16 protein-coding genes and 2 pseudogenes are annotated in these 14,602 nt (G+C 70.8%); 9 read left to right on the plus strand and 9 right to left on the minus strand.

The window, feature by feature from the left end; all coding sequences use genetic code 11:
* Positions 1-131 precede the first annotated feature (131 nt).
* Positions 132-671 carry a hypothetical protein gene (locus ACIBJF_RS42300; protein WP_399182270.1) on the minus strand — a complete coding sequence of 180 codons (540 nt, stop codon included), beginning with the start codon at positions 669-671 and terminating at the stop codon, positions 132-134.
* 634 nt (positions 672-1,305) lie between these two features.
* On the opposite strand from ACIBJF_RS42300, the gene ACIBJF_RS42305 reads away from it, so the two are divergent.
* The 4 genes from ACIBJF_RS42305 to ACIBJF_RS42320 all read left to right on the plus strand — a co-directional run bounded on the left by ACIBJF_RS42305 (position 1,306) and on the right by ACIBJF_RS42320 (position 3,648).
* Positions 1,306-1,668, plus strand: a complete 363-nt coding sequence (locus tag ACIBJF_RS42305; RefSeq protein WP_399182272.1) for a hypothetical protein — start codon at positions 1,306-1,308, stop codon at positions 1,666-1,668.
* 254 nt (positions 1,669-1,922) lie between these two features.
* The gene (locus tag ACIBJF_RS42310) at positions 1,923-2,765 is read left to right on the plus strand and encodes an RNA polymerase sigma factor (RefSeq protein WP_399182274.1); all 843 of its coding nucleotides are present in this window, start codon (positions 1,923-1,925) and stop codon (positions 2,763-2,765) included.
* A 2-nt stretch (positions 2,766-2,767) separates the two neighbouring features.
* Complete coding sequence (locus tag ACIBJF_RS42315) at positions 2,768-2,968, plus strand: hypothetical protein (RefSeq protein ID WP_399182331.1); 201 nt, start codon at positions 2,768-2,770, stop codon at positions 2,966-2,968.
* Positions 2,969-3,312: 344 nt separating this feature from the next.
* Positions 3,313-3,648 (plus strand): hypothetical protein, encoded by a 336-nt coding sequence (locus ACIBJF_RS42320; protein WP_399182276.1) that lies wholly within the window; start codon positions 3,313-3,315, stop codon positions 3,646-3,648.
* Positions 3,649-3,956: 308 nt separating this feature from the next.
* Here ACIBJF_RS42320 and ACIBJF_RS42325 read toward each other — a convergent pair whose 3' ends face one another.
* From ACIBJF_RS42325 to ACIBJF_RS42335, 3 genes and pseudogenes are all read right to left on the minus strand, one after another.
* Entirely contained in the window at positions 3,957-4,172 is a 216-nt protein-coding gene (locus ACIBJF_RS42325; protein ID WP_399182278.1) for a hypothetical protein, read from the minus strand.
* A gap of 241 nt (positions 4,173-4,413) precedes the next feature.
* Entirely contained in the window at positions 4,414-5,190 is a 777-nt protein-coding gene (locus ACIBJF_RS42330; RefSeq protein ID WP_399182333.1) for a hypothetical protein, read from the minus strand.
* Between the two features lie 331 nt (positions 5,191-5,521).
* Positions 5,522-5,701: pseudogene (locus ACIBJF_RS42335) on the minus strand (HAD family hydrolase); the annotation flags it as partial.
* A 60-nt stretch (positions 5,702-5,761) separates the two neighbouring features.
* Here ACIBJF_RS42335 and ACIBJF_RS42340 point away from each other — a divergent pair.
* Positions 5,762-7,044 (plus strand): annotated as a pseudogene (locus tag ACIBJF_RS42340) (IS256 family transposase).
* Positions 7,045-7,113: 69 nt separating this feature from the next.
* Here ACIBJF_RS42340 and ACIBJF_RS42345 read toward each other — a convergent pair.
* From ACIBJF_RS42345 to ACIBJF_RS42365, 5 genes are all read right to left on the minus strand, one after another.
* Positions 7,114-7,911 carry a hypothetical protein gene (locus ACIBJF_RS42345; protein WP_399182279.1) on the minus strand — a complete coding sequence of 266 codons (798 nt, stop codon included), beginning with the start codon at positions 7,909-7,911 and terminating at the stop codon, positions 7,114-7,116.
* A 109-nt stretch (positions 7,912-8,020) separates the two neighbouring features.
* Entirely contained in the window at positions 8,021-8,434 is a 414-nt protein-coding gene (locus ACIBJF_RS42350) for a hypothetical protein (protein WP_399182280.1), read from the minus strand.
* Positions 8,431-8,973, minus strand: a complete 543-nt coding sequence (locus ACIBJF_RS42355) for a hypothetical protein (RefSeq protein ID WP_399182282.1) — start codon at positions 8,971-8,973, stop codon at positions 8,431-8,433. Before ACIBJF_RS42355 ends, ACIBJF_RS42350 begins: the two co-directional genes overlap by 4 nt.
* Positions 8,974-9,346: 373 nt before the next feature.
* A complete protein-coding gene (locus ACIBJF_RS42360) occupies positions 9,347-10,261 on the minus strand; it encodes an SDR family oxidoreductase (protein ID WP_399182283.1) in 915 nt (304 codons plus the stop codon).
* 34 nt (positions 10,262-10,295) lie between these two features.
* Positions 10,296-11,078 carry an SDR family oxidoreductase gene (locus tag ACIBJF_RS42365; RefSeq protein WP_399182285.1) on the minus strand — a complete coding sequence of 261 codons (783 nt, stop codon included), beginning with the start codon at positions 11,076-11,078 and terminating at the stop codon, positions 10,296-10,298.
* Positions 11,079-11,156: 78 nt separating this feature from the next.
* On the opposite strand from ACIBJF_RS42365, the gene ACIBJF_RS42370 reads away from it, so the two are divergent.
* The 4 genes from ACIBJF_RS42370 to ACIBJF_RS42385 are packed head-to-tail and all read left to right on the plus strand — an operon-like array spanning position 11,157 to position 14,600.
* Positions 11,157-11,915 carry an enoyl-CoA hydratase family protein gene (locus tag ACIBJF_RS42370; protein ID WP_399182287.1) on the plus strand — a complete coding sequence of 253 codons (759 nt, stop codon included), beginning with the start codon at positions 11,157-11,159 and terminating at the stop codon, positions 11,913-11,915.
* Positions 11,912-12,778 (plus strand): CoA transferase subunit A, encoded by an 867-nt coding sequence (locus tag ACIBJF_RS42375; RefSeq protein WP_399182289.1) that lies wholly within the window; start codon positions 11,912-11,914, stop codon positions 12,776-12,778. The genes ACIBJF_RS42370 and ACIBJF_RS42375 overlap by 4 nt, the downstream gene beginning before the upstream one ends.
* A complete protein-coding gene (locus ACIBJF_RS42380; RefSeq protein ID WP_399182290.1) occupies positions 12,775-13,539 on the plus strand; it encodes a CoA-transferase subunit beta in 765 nt (254 codons plus the stop codon). The genes ACIBJF_RS42375 and ACIBJF_RS42380 overlap by 4 nt, the downstream gene beginning before the upstream one ends.
* Positions 13,536-14,600 (plus strand): NAD(P)H-dependent flavin oxidoreductase, encoded by a 1,065-nt coding sequence (locus ACIBJF_RS42385; protein WP_399182292.1) that lies wholly within the window; start codon positions 13,536-13,538, stop codon positions 14,598-14,600. Before ACIBJF_RS42380 ends, ACIBJF_RS42385 begins: the two co-directional genes overlap by 4 nt.
* Positions 14,601-14,602: the final 2 nt, after the last annotated feature.

Consider the following 14,602-nt stretch of genomic DNA (forward strand, 5'->3'; position numbering starts at 1 on the left):
TTTGGTGCCGCGGGGGGGGGCCCCCCCCCCCGGCCCCCCCCCCCCGGGGGGGGGGGGGGGGGGGGGCCGCGGGCCGGCGCGGGGGGGGGGGGGGGGGGGGCGGCCCCCCCCCCCCCCCACGACGGCTGTTGCTACAGACACTTCACGTTGAGCACGTTGCTGTATGCGGTGCCGCTGCTCGTTTCGCCGTAGTAGATCGTCCCCAACGTCTCGGTGCGATACGAGTACGTCGTCGAGGACGGATCACAGCTGGACGACGCCTTCGTCGAGCGCGCCGGAGGCGGACAGCTGTGCTGCCGCGGGCTGGCCGCCAGCGTCTCCCAGCGTCCGGGCCCGGTGAGGTAGATCTGCAGATCCGCTTCGCTGCTGCACGAGAACGGTGTGTGCGGACTGCAGGAACTGATCCCGCCCGTCCCGGTGATCTTCCCTCCGCTGTAGTTCGGCTTGTTGGCGAACAAGTCGCAGTACACGACGTCCTTCACGGAATCCCCCGTGGTCCCGCCGGCCTGAAGCTTCACGACGGGCTCTGCCTTCGTCGCCGACGGCGGCGCAGGATCTGCGGCTGCAACCCCGCCCACCAGCGCGACAGACGTAGTGAACGACACTGCGATCAGCGAGCGCAGCACCAGGCCGCGGACGGATCTGGACGTGTCGTGAGTGCCGGTCAGCACAACTCCCCCTCAAGTCACCGAGCAATGACGATCCCGGGTGGTGCAGTGGCGCAGCTCGCTAACGGTACATGACAACTCTCACGGAAGAGGGCATTCAGCCCATCTGTCGCCCCGATGAAGACCGCGGGACTGAAGGGCGGACATCCAGCGCTGGGCGAAGAAGAACAAGGTCGAGCTGTGTTTCACTCCGACCTACGCCTCCTGGGCCAACCCGATCGAGGCGCACTTCGGCCCGCTCGGAAAAGCCCCCTGCCAGGGACTCCGCACGGGCGAGGACCGGCCCCCCTGACCGGATCCGAGAGGTTGGGTGCTGGCCTAGGGCCGCTGGCCCCGGGGGGAGGGGGGCAGGAGCACGGCGAGCCAGCCAGGAACTTGGTCGCTTTTCGGTTTACGGGCGGTCGGGGTACCGCGGTACGCCCGGCCGCGGTCGGGGCGAGCAGGAGCACGGCGGCGGCCTCGGTGGTACGGGCATGCCGGCTGGGGGTCTTGCTGGGGCGTCGGCGGGCGGACAAGGCAGGCGGCTCCTTCGCGGTGCGCTGGTGTGCGGGCCCGGTCAGGCCCCGTGGTTTGCCCAGTTCAGCGGGTTGGCGATACGTCGCTTGCAGGCACCTTGCGGGGTTCTAAAGTGCTGCGGGTGGCCAGAGGAGAGCCGAATGGGGCGGATCAGGAGCTGATCGAGCGCCTTGCGGCGCTCGGCGTGGCTGTGTCGGCGGCGCAACTGGAGCGGTGGCGCGCGGCGGGGCTGCTGCCCCGTCACGAACGGCGGTGGCTGGGGCGCACGCGTGGCTCGGTGTCCGCGCTCGCCGAGCAGACGGTTCACATCGCCGTGGCGCTCGGCCGGCACGCACGGCCTGGGCGGGACCTGCGCTGGACGGTGATCGCCTGGTACGCCGAGGCCGGCAGGCCTCCCCTTGCGGGACAGGCGGTGGTGCCGGAGCCGCCGTGGCCGGCCGTGCGGGAGGCCCTGGTGTGGGCCATGGGCCGCACACAGCGCTAGCCGTCGACGGCAGTTCTGTCGGACTGCATCTGCCCGGTCATTTTCGGGCCGCGATTTCGTCTGCGGCCCGAAGCGCAGTCGCGGACCGAAGATTTTTGGGCCTCACGAAAGATATTTCAGCTGGCGTGTCACGTTCACCAACTCCTCCTGCACACAAGTGCCGTACAACAAGCGATCTGCTTCGCAGCTCCTCGCGCGCAACAGGAACAAGTCGTCGAGGGCCAAGGGCAGACCAGGACGAGGGGGTTTACGCCATGAACATGGGAGCTGAGATCGTCGACACCGTTGACGCGGTGCTGGGCGGGGAACACGCGGCGCGGATCGAGCGGGACGCCGCGCGGATCGAGGAACTGGCCCACAGCAGGTTCGAGGGGCCGGCCTACGAGGTGTTCGAGCTCGAGCTGTGCCGGGAGGCCCAGCCGATCCTGCTCGGCATGCTCCGCACGGGCACGCTTCCCCGGCTCGCCCTGGAGAAGTGCAGGCGCCAGGGCTGGAAGTTCTTCGTCCACGAGGACGACATGCGCCTGCTGCGCAGCAACAGCACCGAGCGGGACACCATCATGGTCGACGTGCTCACGGAGGCGACGCGGAAGTTCCACCGCGACCTGCAGAGCGGGAAGGGCTGGAAGGCGGACCACAAGGGACCGCGCGGTGCCTGCTGTGTGATGACGTACTTCATCGGCCAGTGTGTGTGGGTGTTCCGTCGGGCGTACGTGAGGTGGGCCACGCAGCGGGTGAAGTGGGCGCGGCTGCACGCCGTGTACGACTTCACGGAAGACGCCGCGAACGTTGCCGGGATCGGCGGCCTGCTCCAGGCCACCAGCTACGAGATCGAGTCGGAGGCGCTCAGCACCGACTTCGAGGACATCCTCGACGAGCAGGCGCCGGCGACGCAGGCGGTCGTGCGGCTGACGGTCATGGGTTTCCCGGACGCCGAGATCGCCGAGCGGCTGAACCTCACCCACGCGAACGTCCGCCAGCGCAGATCGCGGTTCCGGACCGCTCTGTACCAGGCCGCCCGCGAGCACCGGATCTGGATCCCGGAGCAGCTGCACACGAAGGCCGTCTCCCGCCCGCAGAAGCGGGGTGCGGCGTGAGCATGCAGAACCTGCTGATCCTGTTCCTTGCCCTGCTCAGCCTGACGGCCGTCTCCGGGCTGGCCGGCGTCATCGGATACGGAGTCGCCCGGTGGGCCGGCTCGCCCGTCCCCGACGCCGTCGGCCGTGGCGCCGTCACCTGCGCCGGAACCCTGACCCTCGGCATCGCAGTGCTCGGCGTGCTCGTCACCGCCATCCGCTGATCGGGATCGCAGGAAGCCCCTGCGATCCAGTCCTGCTAGCGCCGGGTCTCGGACCGAACCGTCCAAGGCTCGGCGCGTTTTTGGGGATTCTCGCTGGCCCGCTGCTGTCCGTGGCCCGGATTCGGGCTGCAGACGGTGACAGCACCAGGTCAGCCACGACGGCCCGCAGCCCGGAAGGAGCGCAGGGAACACCCCGCGAGTGCCGTGCCACGCTGATCCTGCTGCATCTCCCACGGGTGCCCCACCTGGTGAGTGCGGCGGGCCGACCGCGCGGCAGCCCCCGCGGACGACACCGCGGCCGGTGTCCGCCAATCCGCCCCATCCTCACGCCTCGGGAGATCCGCATGAAGACCCTCACGGCCCTGGCAGCCTCCGCTGCCAGCCTCGCCAAAATCGCTGGCCTGCGCGCCTTCGCCCTGTTCGGCCTGGTCCAACTGGGCCTGGCTGTCGTCAACGCTCTGGCCCGCTACGCCGAGACACGCCAGCACCTCGCGTTTCGCAGGGAACTCCTGCAGGTCGCCAAGGAACTCCCGGCACCGGACCGTACTCTTGTGCTGCGCGAGCTCGCCCGGATCCCGTCCGCGCTCCCTGCCACCTCCGAGCCCACCGCGGCCACCACGGCCACCTCCGCTGCCACCGCGCCCGAACCACCCGAGCCGGTACCCGGCCCACCGCCGTGACCCACGTGCTCTTCCCTCGCGGGCCAGTTCGGCCGGGACCTCCACCAGGGCCCCGTCGGCAATCGCCTGGGCGCGGGTGTAGGCGTGGATGACGCCGACCTGGCCGCCGAACAGCTCCGCCAGCGCGTCGGCGCGCTCGTGCTGCTCCTCCGGCCTCCAGCGCATGGCGCCCTCGCTAATGCCGTCATAGTCGGACGCGCCAGGGATCAGCGAGTTGGACATGCTGTGCCTTTCCGTCGTGCCTTCGGCCGGTCCCGGCGGCCGGGGTGCCACTCCCCCGCCACCGGACTGGGTTGGTGCTGGCCTGGTCAGACCGCCAAGACGTCGTGCCCGAGCCGGACGAGCCGCAGCGCGATTCGGGCGGCCGCCTGCCGGTCCTGACCGGGTTGGATGAAGGCCTCGATGTCGGGCAGCCAGATGAAGGCCGCGTCCTCGATGACGGCGCGCGTTTCATCGTCGAGGTCGTCGGCGCACTCAGGAGCGACGACGACGCCGAGCCGGGTGCCTGTTGTCACCAGATACATGGATCCGGTCCCCTCGAAAGGATCGGGCGGGCCGTACCCGCCTGGAAGTCAGCGGGCACGGCGGGCGGCAGTGAGGAAACGGCGGACCCTCTCCACAACGGCGGTGGTCTCGGCCCGGAAATCGCGGCAGCCGGACCCGTCGTGCAGGACGACCGAATCGGGAGCGTCGGCAGCGTCGGAGTCGTAGACCACGTACCAGCCCTGATGCTCCGCCGCGGCATAGTCGATCCCGTTCTCCGTGTCACCCGTGCCGAGATCCGCACGTACGCATCCGCACCGGCCAGAACCCAGATCCACACCGCCCCGGCCGAGACATCGCCGCCCCGCCCAGACCTGATGGACACGTCCGCGAGGACGGCCTGCAGCAGCGCCCCGGCGGTGCCCTCTCCCACCTCTTCGTCGGTGCGGCACTGCACGTAGGCGCGTACTGCGGCAGCGTCCGCGTCCGCGTCCGAAGCATCGAAATCCATAGCCCAGCGAGTGAATTCCTCCTCGCTTGTTTCCAGAATGGCGAATTCCTCCAGCGACCGACCCGGGGATCACTCCGGCGATGAACAGGTCGCGCATGCCGACGTCCGAGCGCAGACCGATGACGGTGAAAGCCTGAACAGCTCCGCTCTCCATGGTCCTTTCCCTCTCTGCTGAATTGATCGGGGGCGCTGGCCCCCGGATGGGCCAGGAGCTGGCGCATGACCTGCGTCAGGAGCGGGGGCGCGGCATGAGGCCCACCGTGGCCGTGTCCAGGTAGAGGCCGACCAGCGCCAGGGCCTGGGCGCGGCTGAGTCCGCGGGGGTCCCGTCGGCGTCAGGGGTTCCAGTGAGCACAACGTCACCGATATACGGCAGCGGGGCGGCCGGTAGAGCGTGATGAGACCGTGAGCAGCACGGTTAGACTGCCGGCCGCAGGCAGCGGCATCCTCGTCGACCCACAGGGTCAAAGCGGTGGTCAGGCCGACCGGACGGGCGCTGTCACAACACAGCGCGTGGTGCGGAGTGCTGACGGGGAGCCAGGCGAGCAGGCGGAAGTTCCCGGAGGGGCCGGATGACCAGAGCGAAGCGCTGGTCGCCGCGTGCGGCGGTGAGGAACGGGGACATGAGCGTCTCCTGAACCCGGGTGCGTGTCCTCAGCGTCGGAGGCCCTGCCACAAAACCAACCAACAAGACAAACACACCGCACTAGCATCATGTCTGGCAGGGGTCGGGGGACCATTCCTCGACGCATTGCTGGGGCACTGGGGGCCTTGGCGTCGCTGCGGGCCTGGGCCCGCAGGCGGCGGGGCCGGCCGGAGGCCGGGATCCCGGGGGCCGACGCCCCGGAGGCCGGGATCCCGGCGGCCGCACGGCCCGCCGTCACCAGCCCCGCAGCACCCGCAGCAACGGTTCCAGCGACGCGACGACGTGCCCGGCACCGGCATCCCGCAGAAGCTTCCCCTTCCGCTCGTTACGCGCGTAGCCGAGAAAGGGCACGCCTGCGTCGTTCGCGGCGGCGAGGTCGGACAGCGAGTCGCCGATCATCAGGGCCGCCGAAGGGGGGGTCTGTACGGTCTTCGGTGTAACTCCCGATCATGGAAGTAGCACCTGATGAGCGACGTGACTGTCTCTGCCGAGGCGGTTGAAGAGGTCCGGCCGGCCGAGTTGCCGGCGGACCTGCTGGACGAGCAGTTGATCGGGCAGTTGGTCGACCGGGCCCGCGCGAGCGGCTTGCAGCTGACCGGCGAGGGCGGGCTGCTGCAGCAGCTGACCAAGCGGGTGCTGGAGTCCGCCCTCGAGGGCGAGATCACCGACCACCTCGGCTACGAGAAGCACGACCCGGCCGGTGCCGGCAGCGGCAACAGCCGCAACGGGGCCCGGTCCAAGACTGTTCTGACCGACGTGGGTCCGGTGGAGATCACGGTGCCGCGTGACCGCGACGGCAGCTTTGAGCCGCAGATCGTCAAGAAGCGGCAGCGGCGGCTGACCGGTGTCGACGAGATGGTCCTGTCGCTGTCCGCGCGTGGTCTGACGCACGGTGACATCTCCGCCCACCTGGCCGAGGTCTATGGCGCGAGCGTGTCCAAGCAGACTATCTCGACCATCACCGACAAGGTCATGGACGGGATGGCCGAGTGGCAGAACCGGCCGCTGGTCTATCCGGTGATCTTCATCGACTGCGTGCACGTCAAGGTGCGAGACGGGCAGGTGGCGAACCGGCCCATCTACGTCGCACTCGCGGTCACGGTGGACGGCACGCGCGACATTCTCGGCCTGTGGGCCGGCGACGGCGGCGAAGGCGCCAAGTACTGGCTCCAGGTCCTGACCGAGATCAAGAACCGCGGCGTCGAGGACGTGTGCATGGTCGTCTGCGACTCGGGCTCAAGGGCCTGCCCGATTCCATCTCGGCGGTCTGGCCCCAGGCGGTGACTCAGACCTGTGTCGTCCACCTGATCCGGGCGTCGTTCCGCTACGCAGGCCGCCAGGACTGGGACAAGATCTCCCGCGCGCTCAAGCCTGTCTACACGGCCCCCACTGCGAGCGCGGCGGAGGACCGGTTCCTGGAGTTCCAGGAGGAGTGGGGCGCCAAGTATCCGGCGATCGTGCGACTTTGGGAGAACGCCTGGGCAGAGTTCGTGCCCTTCCTCCAGTTCGACACCGAGATCCGCCGCGTCGTCTGCACCACCAACGCCATCGAGTCGGTCAACGCTCGCATACGAAAAGCCGTCCGGGCCCGCGGACACTTCCCAAATGAGGCCGCAGCCCTCAAATGCGTCTACATGGCCGTCATGAGCCTCGACCCCACCGGTCAGGGACGCAAACGCTGGACCATGCGTTGGAAGCCCGCCCTGCAGGCTTTCGACATCGCCTTCGACGGCCGACTCTCCGTCGGCCGCCGCTAAATCACATCACCCGAGTTACACCGTTGGCTGGACAGACCCCCGGCGACCGCCACAGGAGTCCTCGTCGAGTCAGCGGGCGTGGATCGGCCGGGGTAGGAGGTTGCGCAGGAGTTCTGCAGTGTCGGCGTCCATCTCGACGCCGCCGCCGATGGAGTCGTTGATCCTGCGCAGGCGTGCGGCGGCTTCGCGGAGCGCATCGATGTCGCCGGCGGCATGGTGGGCGAGGAAGAGCGCACGGTGGAGGGTTTCGCTCTCCTCTACGGCGAGCAGGCCTTGGCGGGCCGCCCACAGGGCGCCGGGGATGTCGTTGGCTTCGCGTCGGCGGGTGGACAGTTCGCTGGCGACGTCCGTGATCGCGGACACCATTTCCTGGATGGTCGGCTCGGCCCAGGCGTAGCGCTGAGGGTCCATGCCGGTGAAGGGGCGGCCGCGGACCAGTGCGAGAGCGCGGCGCAAGGCGAGGTCGCCGTCTTCGCTGTGGTCGTTGATGCCTTGGCGTGCGTGGTGCTGGAAAGTGAGCCAGTCGCAGGTGACGTGCGGGCCGAGGCGGTATCGCTTGTCGGGGGTGTTCTGGACACGGAGCAGGTGCTGGTTGCCGTCGGCGTCGGTGCCGAGCCAGGAGCGGGTTCGGCTGATGACGGCGTTGCGCATCTCCTTGTTGACCCGCGAGGCAGGCCACAGGGCGGCGTCGACGGCACGGTGGTCGCTGCCCGGGTTGAGAGCCAGGAAGGCGAGGAGTTCGCTGGCGACGCTCTTGCGGTTGGAGTCCACCCGGCCGGAGGCGCCCGCGACGGTGATGGGGCCCAGGAGCAGGACGGACGGACCGAACGGTGTCTGATCCGGCTCTGCGGTGTTCGGGGCAGGCACGGCGGGCGCAGGGATTGGGGTGGGCAGGGCGTCGGGCGTCTTGTGTGGACGGTGGGCGGCCTCGGCTTCGACTTCGGCAGTTGCGGGATCGTCGTCGGTCTCGTCCGCCTCAAGGGCCAGGACATCGGCGAGGCATTCCCCGCCGCTGGTTGTGGCCTCGCCGCTGTCGGCTGCCGGCTGCCGGCTCGGCAGGTGCGGGGACGGTGACGTGGACGGCGGATGCAGGGGTGGTGCAGGAGCTAGCGAGTGCGAGGGAGACGTCGGCCGGGCTGGCTGCGGGGGCGCCGTCGTCGGATTCGTCGTCCCCGAAGGCGAGAACGTCGGCGAGGGATTCGTTGGAAATGGCGGCGGGGGTGGTCGCCGAGGCGTCCTGCGAGGTGGCCGGATAGTTTTCGGCTCGCGGGGCGGGCGTTTCGGTGAGCACCACCTGGGCGCCGGCCGCGACGGCCAGCCGGCCGGCTTCCGCACCGAGCCCCCGCGCTCCACCGGTGATGACCACCGTCTTGCCCTGAAGATCCGTCATCGAAGTCCTCTCCTCGCGGTGCGTCGTGCGGCGGCGGGAGGACCGTACGGTCCCCCGTCCCGGGAACGGAACAACGTCCTCCCACTGAGTGGGAGCGGCGAGACCCGTCGGGGTGCCGCCAGGAGGCGGTCGCTCGCACCCTGCTGGATGGCGATGCGGTACGAGCGGTCGTCCATGCGCAGGCAGAGGGTGTTCTCGGCGGTGCCGGAGGCCTCCTCGACCTCGACGCGGGGGCAGCAGTAGCGGCTGACCGGCACGGGCGTGTCGGCGCGCAGCTCCATGTCGTCGAGCAGGTGGCCGTAGTCGGGTTCGTCCACCCCCATCATGCGCTGCATGACGGGGGAGGACAGGCCGACCTTGTGGCCGCGTACCTCGGCCCCGGCGGTGACGCGGCGCCGGATGTTGACGTGCTGGATCTCGTACGCGTCCTCGGTGTCGATCTCGGGGTAGGTCTCGGTCAGCGGGGCGACCGGCTTCCGGCTGTGCTCGGCCGAGCGCAGGATCTCCGCCGCGCGCTGCCTCTGGGAGTCCGTGAGCATGGGGTCCTCTGCGGGGCGTTGGGCTGTCCCGGGAGGCTAAGCGGGCTGCTCTCGGAGGGGGGAGCCGGAATTCCCGCTGACCGGGAAACGTGCGGCGGGTGTGTGGCAGCGGGCTTCCGGCCACGGTCAGGTGCCGGCATTGCGGGGAGCGCTCGAAGCGGGGCGCTGCCGGGCGCATTCCGTGGGTTCGGGCGGCGACGGCCACCCGGGACCGGATCGGAGCCGGAAGAGGTACCCGGCAAGCGTGTGGGTACCGGGATGAGCGTCCGGTGCGATCACCGTTCGACACAGCCGGAATCCGGCCGCTGCCCGGCCCCCCATCACGCCACGGCCACCCTCGGCCCCCGGACGCCCCGCGCTCAAGACCCCACGCTCACCGCGCCCCGTACACCGGCTGCGGCGCCTCCGCGGCGGCCAGCAGCTTCAGGGCCGTCTCTCCGGCCTCCGCCGGCGTCCAGCGAGCCCCCTTGTCCGCCGTCGGTCCGGGGCGCCAGCCCTCCATCACGGTGATGCGGCCGGCCTCGGCCTCGAAGACGCGGCCGGTCACCCCGGCGGAGGCGGTGGAGCCCAGCCAGACGACGAGGGGGGAGACGTTCTCCGGGGCCATGGCGTCGAAGCCGCCGTCCTCGGGGGCGGCCATGGCGGCGGCGAAGGTCTGCTCGGTCATGCGGGTGCGGGCGGCGGGGGCGATGGCGTTGACCTGGACGCCGTAGCGGGCCATCTCGGCGGCGGCGACGAGGGTCAGGCCGACGATCCCCGCCTTGGCGGCGGAGTAGTTGCCCTGACCGACGCTGCCCAGCAGGCCCGCGCCGGAGCTGGTGTTGATCACGCGCGCTTCGGGCGTACGGCCCGTCTTCGCCTCGGCACGCCAGTGCGCGGCGGCGTGCTTCAGCGGCAGGAAGTGGCCCTTGAGGTGTACGCGCAGCACGGCGTCCCAGTCGTCCTCGTCGAGGTTGACGAGCATGCGGTCGCGAAGGAATCCGGCGTTGTTGACGAGGGTGTCCAGGCGGCCGAAGGCATCCAGGGCGGTGGCGATGAGCGAGGCCGCGCCCTCGGAGGTGGCGATGTCTCCGCCGTGGGCGACGGCCTGGCCGCCGAGGGCGCGGATCTCGTCGACGACCTGTTGGGCGGGGCTCGCGGAGGCGCCCGAGCCGTCGAGCCCGGCCCCGAGGTCGTTGACGACGACCTTGGCGCCCTCGGCGGTGAAGGCCAGGGCATGGGCGCGGCCGAGTCCGCGACCGGCCCCGGTGACGACGGCGACACGTCCGGTGCACAGTCCGTTGGTCATGGCGGTGAGTGTCCTTTCGTTGAGGCGAGTGAAGTCAGGAGCCGTGGTTGACCGTCGCGGCGTCGAGGAACGCGGGCCGCTCCCCTCCCCCGTGCACCAGCAGGCTGGCGCCGGTGATGTACGCGGCGCGTTCGGAGGCGAGGAAGACGCAGGCGTCGCCTATGTCGGCGGGGTCGGCGAGCCGCCCGAGCGGGACCGTGCCGGCGACGGCGGCGATGCCGGCCTCGTCCCCGTAGTGCAGATGGGACAGCTCGGTGCGGACCATGCCGGGCACGACCGTGTTGACCCGCACCCGCGGCGCCCATTCCACGGCCATGGAGCGGGCCAGGTGGTCGAGGCCCGCCTTGGCTGCGCCGTAGAGGGCGGTCCCAGGTGACGGGCGGGTGCCGCTGACGCTGCCGATCATGATGATCGAGCCACCGCCGGGCTGGTCGCGCATCACCTCGTACGCGGCGAGCGAGGCGGTCAGGGGGGCGACGAGGTTCAGTTCGACGGCCCTGGCCGCGCTCTTCGCCACGGTGTCCGCGAGCAGGCGGAACGGTGTCCCGCCCGCGTTGTTGACCAGGGTGTCCAGGCGCCCGTGCACACGGTGCACCTGCTGGAAGAAGGCGCCGACCGCGTCCGTGTCGCGCAGGTCGAGCGGGACGAACCGGGCCGTCCGCCCCTCCGCCTCGACCGGCTGGTCCGGCTCCCTGCGCGCGCAGGTCACGACGTCCGCTCCGGCGGCGAGCAGGGCGCGGGCGATGCCGGCTCCGACGCCCCGCGTACCGCCGGTGACGACGGCGACGGTTCCGGCGAGATCGATGATCGCTGCCAATTCACACCTCCCGCAGCGCGTGGACCGCTGCTATCTTCCACCTAACAAATGTTTGGTGGAAAGGTAGCTGATCTGCTCATGGGTGTCTCCACCTCCGCCCCCGAAGAGGGCATCGCCGTCGTCACCGTGGACTTCCCCCCGGTCAACGCCCTCCCCGTACAGGGCTGGTACGACCTGGCCGCCGCGGTGCGCGCCGCCGGGGCCGACCCGAAGGTGCGCTGTGTGGTGCTCACCGCCGCCGGCCGGGGCTTCAACGCCGGCGTCGACATCAAGGAAGTGCAGCGCGACACCGGACACGACGCCCTCATCGGCGCCAACCGCGGCTGCTACGAGGCGTTCGCCGCCGTGTACGACTGCGTGGTCCCCGTGGTCGCCGCCGTGCACGGCTTCTGTCTGGGCGGCGGCATCGGCCTGGTCGGCAACGCCGACGCCATCGTCGCTAGCGACGACGCGACCTTCGGGCTGCCCGAACTGGACCGGGGCGCGCTCGGCGCGGCCACGCATCTCGCGCGGCTGGTCCCCCAGCACCTGATGCGGACGCTGTACTACACCTCGCGCACCATCACCGCGCAGGAACTGCGCCGGCACGGCTCGGTCTGGCGGGTCGTCCCGCGCGAGCGACTGCTGGAGGCGGCGCTGGAGCTGGCCCGGGAGATCGCGGCCAAGGACGGCACCCTGATCCGGCTCGCCAAGGCCGCGATCAACGGCATCGACCCCGTCGACGTCCGCCGCAGCTACCGCTTCGAACAGGGCTTCACCTTCGAGGCCAACCTCAGTGGTGTCGCCGACCGCGTCCGCGACGCCTTCGGCACCGACAAGGAGGCGCAGCACTCGTGAGCGTCGACAAGAGGACGACCCCCGAGGAGGTCGTGTCCCGGCTGCGCAGCGGCATGACGATCGGAATCGGCGGCTGGGGCTCCCGGCGCAAGCCGATGGCCCTGGTGCGCGCACTGCTGCGCTCGGACATCACGGACCTGACCGTCGTCTCCTGCGGCGGCCCCGACGTCGGCCTGCTCGCCGCCTCTGGGAAGATCCGCAAGCTGGTCGTGGCCTTCGCCACCCTCGACTCCATCCCGCTGGAACCGCATTTCACGGCGGCCCGGCAGCGGGGCGCGTTCGACATGGTGGAGCTGGACGAGGCGATGTTCATGTGGGGACTGACGGCCGCCGCGAACCGACTGCCGTTCCTGCCGGTCCGGGCGGGTCTCGGCTCGGACGTGATGCTGGTCAACCCCCATCTGCGCACGGTCACTTCGCCGTACGCGGACGGCGAGGAACTGGTCGCGGCCCCGGCGCTGCGGCTGGACGCCGCCCTGATCCACCTCAACCGCGCCGACGCGCAGGGCAACGGCCAGTACCTCGGCCCCGACCCGTACTTCGACGACCTGTTCTGCGAGGCCGCCGACCACGCCTACCTCTCCTGCGAGCGGATCGTGGACACCGCGGACCTGCTCAAGGAGGCCGGCCCGCAGAGCCTGCTGGTCAAGCGCGCGTTCGTGGTCGGCGTCGTCGAGACCCCGAACGGCGCGCACTTCACCTCCTGCGCCCCCGACTACGACCGCGACGAGGCGTTCCAGCGCGCCTACGCCCAGGCCGCCCCCGCCCCGGAGGCCTGGCGGGCCTTCACCGACCGGTTCCTGACCGGCGACGAGGACGCCTACCAGGCCGCGGTGGCGGCCTTCCACGAGGAGGAAGCGTGATCACGACGAAGGCCACCCGGGCCGAATACTGCGTGGTCGCCTGCGCCGAGGCCTGGCGCGGTGCGGGCGAGGTGCTGGCCAGCCCGATGGGCACGGTCCCGATGATCGGGGCCCGGCTGGCGAAGCTCACCTTCTCGCCCGAGCTGCTGTTGACCGACGGCGAGGCGCTGCTCATCGGCGACGTCCCGGCGCTCGGCGCCAAGGCGGCGGTGGTGGAGGGCTGGCTGCCGTACCGCCAGCACCTGGCGCTGGTCGCCGGCGGGCGACGGCACGTGATGATGGGCGCGAGCCAGCTCGACCGCCACGGCAACCAGAACATCTCCTGCGTCGGCGACTGGGCCCGGCCCACCCGCCAACTGCTGGGAGTGCGCGGCGCACCGATCAACACCCTCAACAATCCCACCAGTTACTGGGTACCCCGGCACTCGCCGCGCGTGTTCGTCGAGCAGGTCGACATGGTGTGCGGCGTAGGCTACGACCGGGCCGCCGCGGCCGGCCCTTCCGCCACCCGCTATCACCGCATCGCGGAGGTCATCACCGACCTCGGCGTCTTCGACTTCGAGACGCCGGACCGCACGATGCGGCTGCGCTCGCTGCACCCCGGCGTCACCCTCGAACAGGTCGCCGAGGCCACCGGTTTCGTGCTCACGATCCCCGGCGAGGTGCCCTGCACCCGCGAACCCACCGACGAGGAACTGCGGTTGATCCGCGAGGTCGTCGACCCCAAGAGGCTGCGCGACCGCGAGGTGCGCCCGGCATGACGGACGTCAGGATCGAAACCCCCCTGACCAAGCTCGTCGGCGTACGGCACCCCGTCGTGCAGACCGGCATGGGATGGGTGGCCGGCCCCCGCCTGGTGTCGGCCACCGCGAACGCGGGGGCGCTCGGCATCCTCGCCTCGGCCACCATGACCGTCGACCAACTGCGTTCCGCCGTACACGAGGTCAAGTCCCGCACGGACGCGCCCTTCGGCGTCAACCTGCGCGCGGACGCCGGGGACGCGGCCGAGCGGGTGGGGATCATCATCGACGCGGGGGTGAAGGTCGCCTCGTTCGCGCTCGCGCCCTCCCGGGAGCTGATCGCCCGGCTCAAGGACGCCGGGGTGGTCGTGATCCCCTCCATCGGCGCCAAGCGACACGCCGAGAAGGTCGCCGGATGGGGCGCCGACGCGGTGGTGGTGCAGGGCGGCGAGGGCGGCGGCCACACCGGCAGCGTCGCCACCACAGTCCTGCTGCCGCAGGTCGTGGACGCCGTCGACATCCCGGTGATCGCGGCCGGCGGCTTCCACGACGGCCGCGGTCTGATCGCCGCGCTGGCCTACGGCGCCGCCGGGATCGCCATGGGCACCCGCTTCCTGCTCACCTCCGACAGCACCGTCCCGGACGCGGTCAAGGCCGCCTACCTGGCGGCCTCTGTCCAGGACGTCACCGTCACCACCAAGGTCGACGGCCTGCCGCACCGGATGCTGCGCACCGACCTGGTCGACGCGCTGGAGCGCTCGGGCCGGACCGCTTCACTGCTGCGCGCGGTGCGCCACGCGGCGGCCTTCCGACGGGACTCCGGGCTGAGCTGGCCACAGATGGTCCGCGACGGCCTCGCCATGAAGCACGGCAAGGAACTGACCTGGAGTCAGATCCTGCTGGCCGCCAACACCCCCATGCTGCTCAAGGCCTCGATGGTGGACGGCCGCACCGACCTCGGCGTGATGGCCGCCGGCCAGGTCGCGGGGCTCGTCGACGACCTGCCGTCGTGCGCCGAACTCATCGACCGGGTCATGACCGAGGCACGGGCCGCGCTCGACGGTCTGCCCGCAGCGAACTGAAG

The sequence above is a fragment of the Streptomyces sp. NPDC050743 genome, from assembly GCF_044456925.1.
Taxonomy (GTDB): Bacteria; Actinomycetota; Actinomycetes; order Streptomycetales; family Streptomycetaceae; genus Streptomyces.

Bases quoted from the DNA above. Each gene is read 5' to 3' on its own strand.
- ACIBJF_RS42310 (WP_399182274.1), top strand. From the start codon at position 1,923: ATGAACATGGGAGCTGAGATCGTCGACACCGTTGACGCGGTGCTGGGC.
- ACIBJF_RS42315 (WP_399182331.1), top strand. From the start codon at position 2,768: ATGCAGAACCTGCTGATCCTGTTCCTTGCCCTGCTCAGCCTGACGGCC.
- ACIBJF_RS42320 (WP_399182276.1), top strand. From the start codon at position 3,313: ATGAAGACCCTCACGGCCCTGGCAGCCTCCGCTGCCAGCCTCGCCAAA.
- ACIBJF_RS42325 (WP_399182278.1), bottom strand. From the start codon at position 4,172: ATGTATCTGGTGACAACAGGCACCCGGCTCGGCGTCGTCGTCGCTCCT.
- ACIBJF_RS42350 (WP_399182280.1), bottom strand. From the start codon at position 8,434: ATGACGGATCTTCAGGGCAAGACGGTGGTCATCACCGGTGGAGCGCGG.
- ACIBJF_RS42355 (WP_399182282.1), bottom strand. From the start codon at position 8,973: ATGCTCACGGACTCCCAGAGGCAGCGCGCGGCGGAGATCCTGCGCTCG.
- ACIBJF_RS42360 (WP_399182283.1), bottom strand. From the start codon at position 10,261: ATGACCAACGGACTGTGCACCGGACGTGTCGCCGTCGTCACCGGGGCC.
- ACIBJF_RS42370 (WP_399182287.1), top strand. From the start codon at position 11,157: ATGGGTGTCTCCACCTCCGCCCCCGAAGAGGGCATCGCCGTCGTCACC.
- ACIBJF_RS42385 (WP_399182292.1), top strand. From the start codon at position 13,536: ATGACGGACGTCAGGATCGAAACCCCCCTGACCAAGCTCGTCGGCGTA.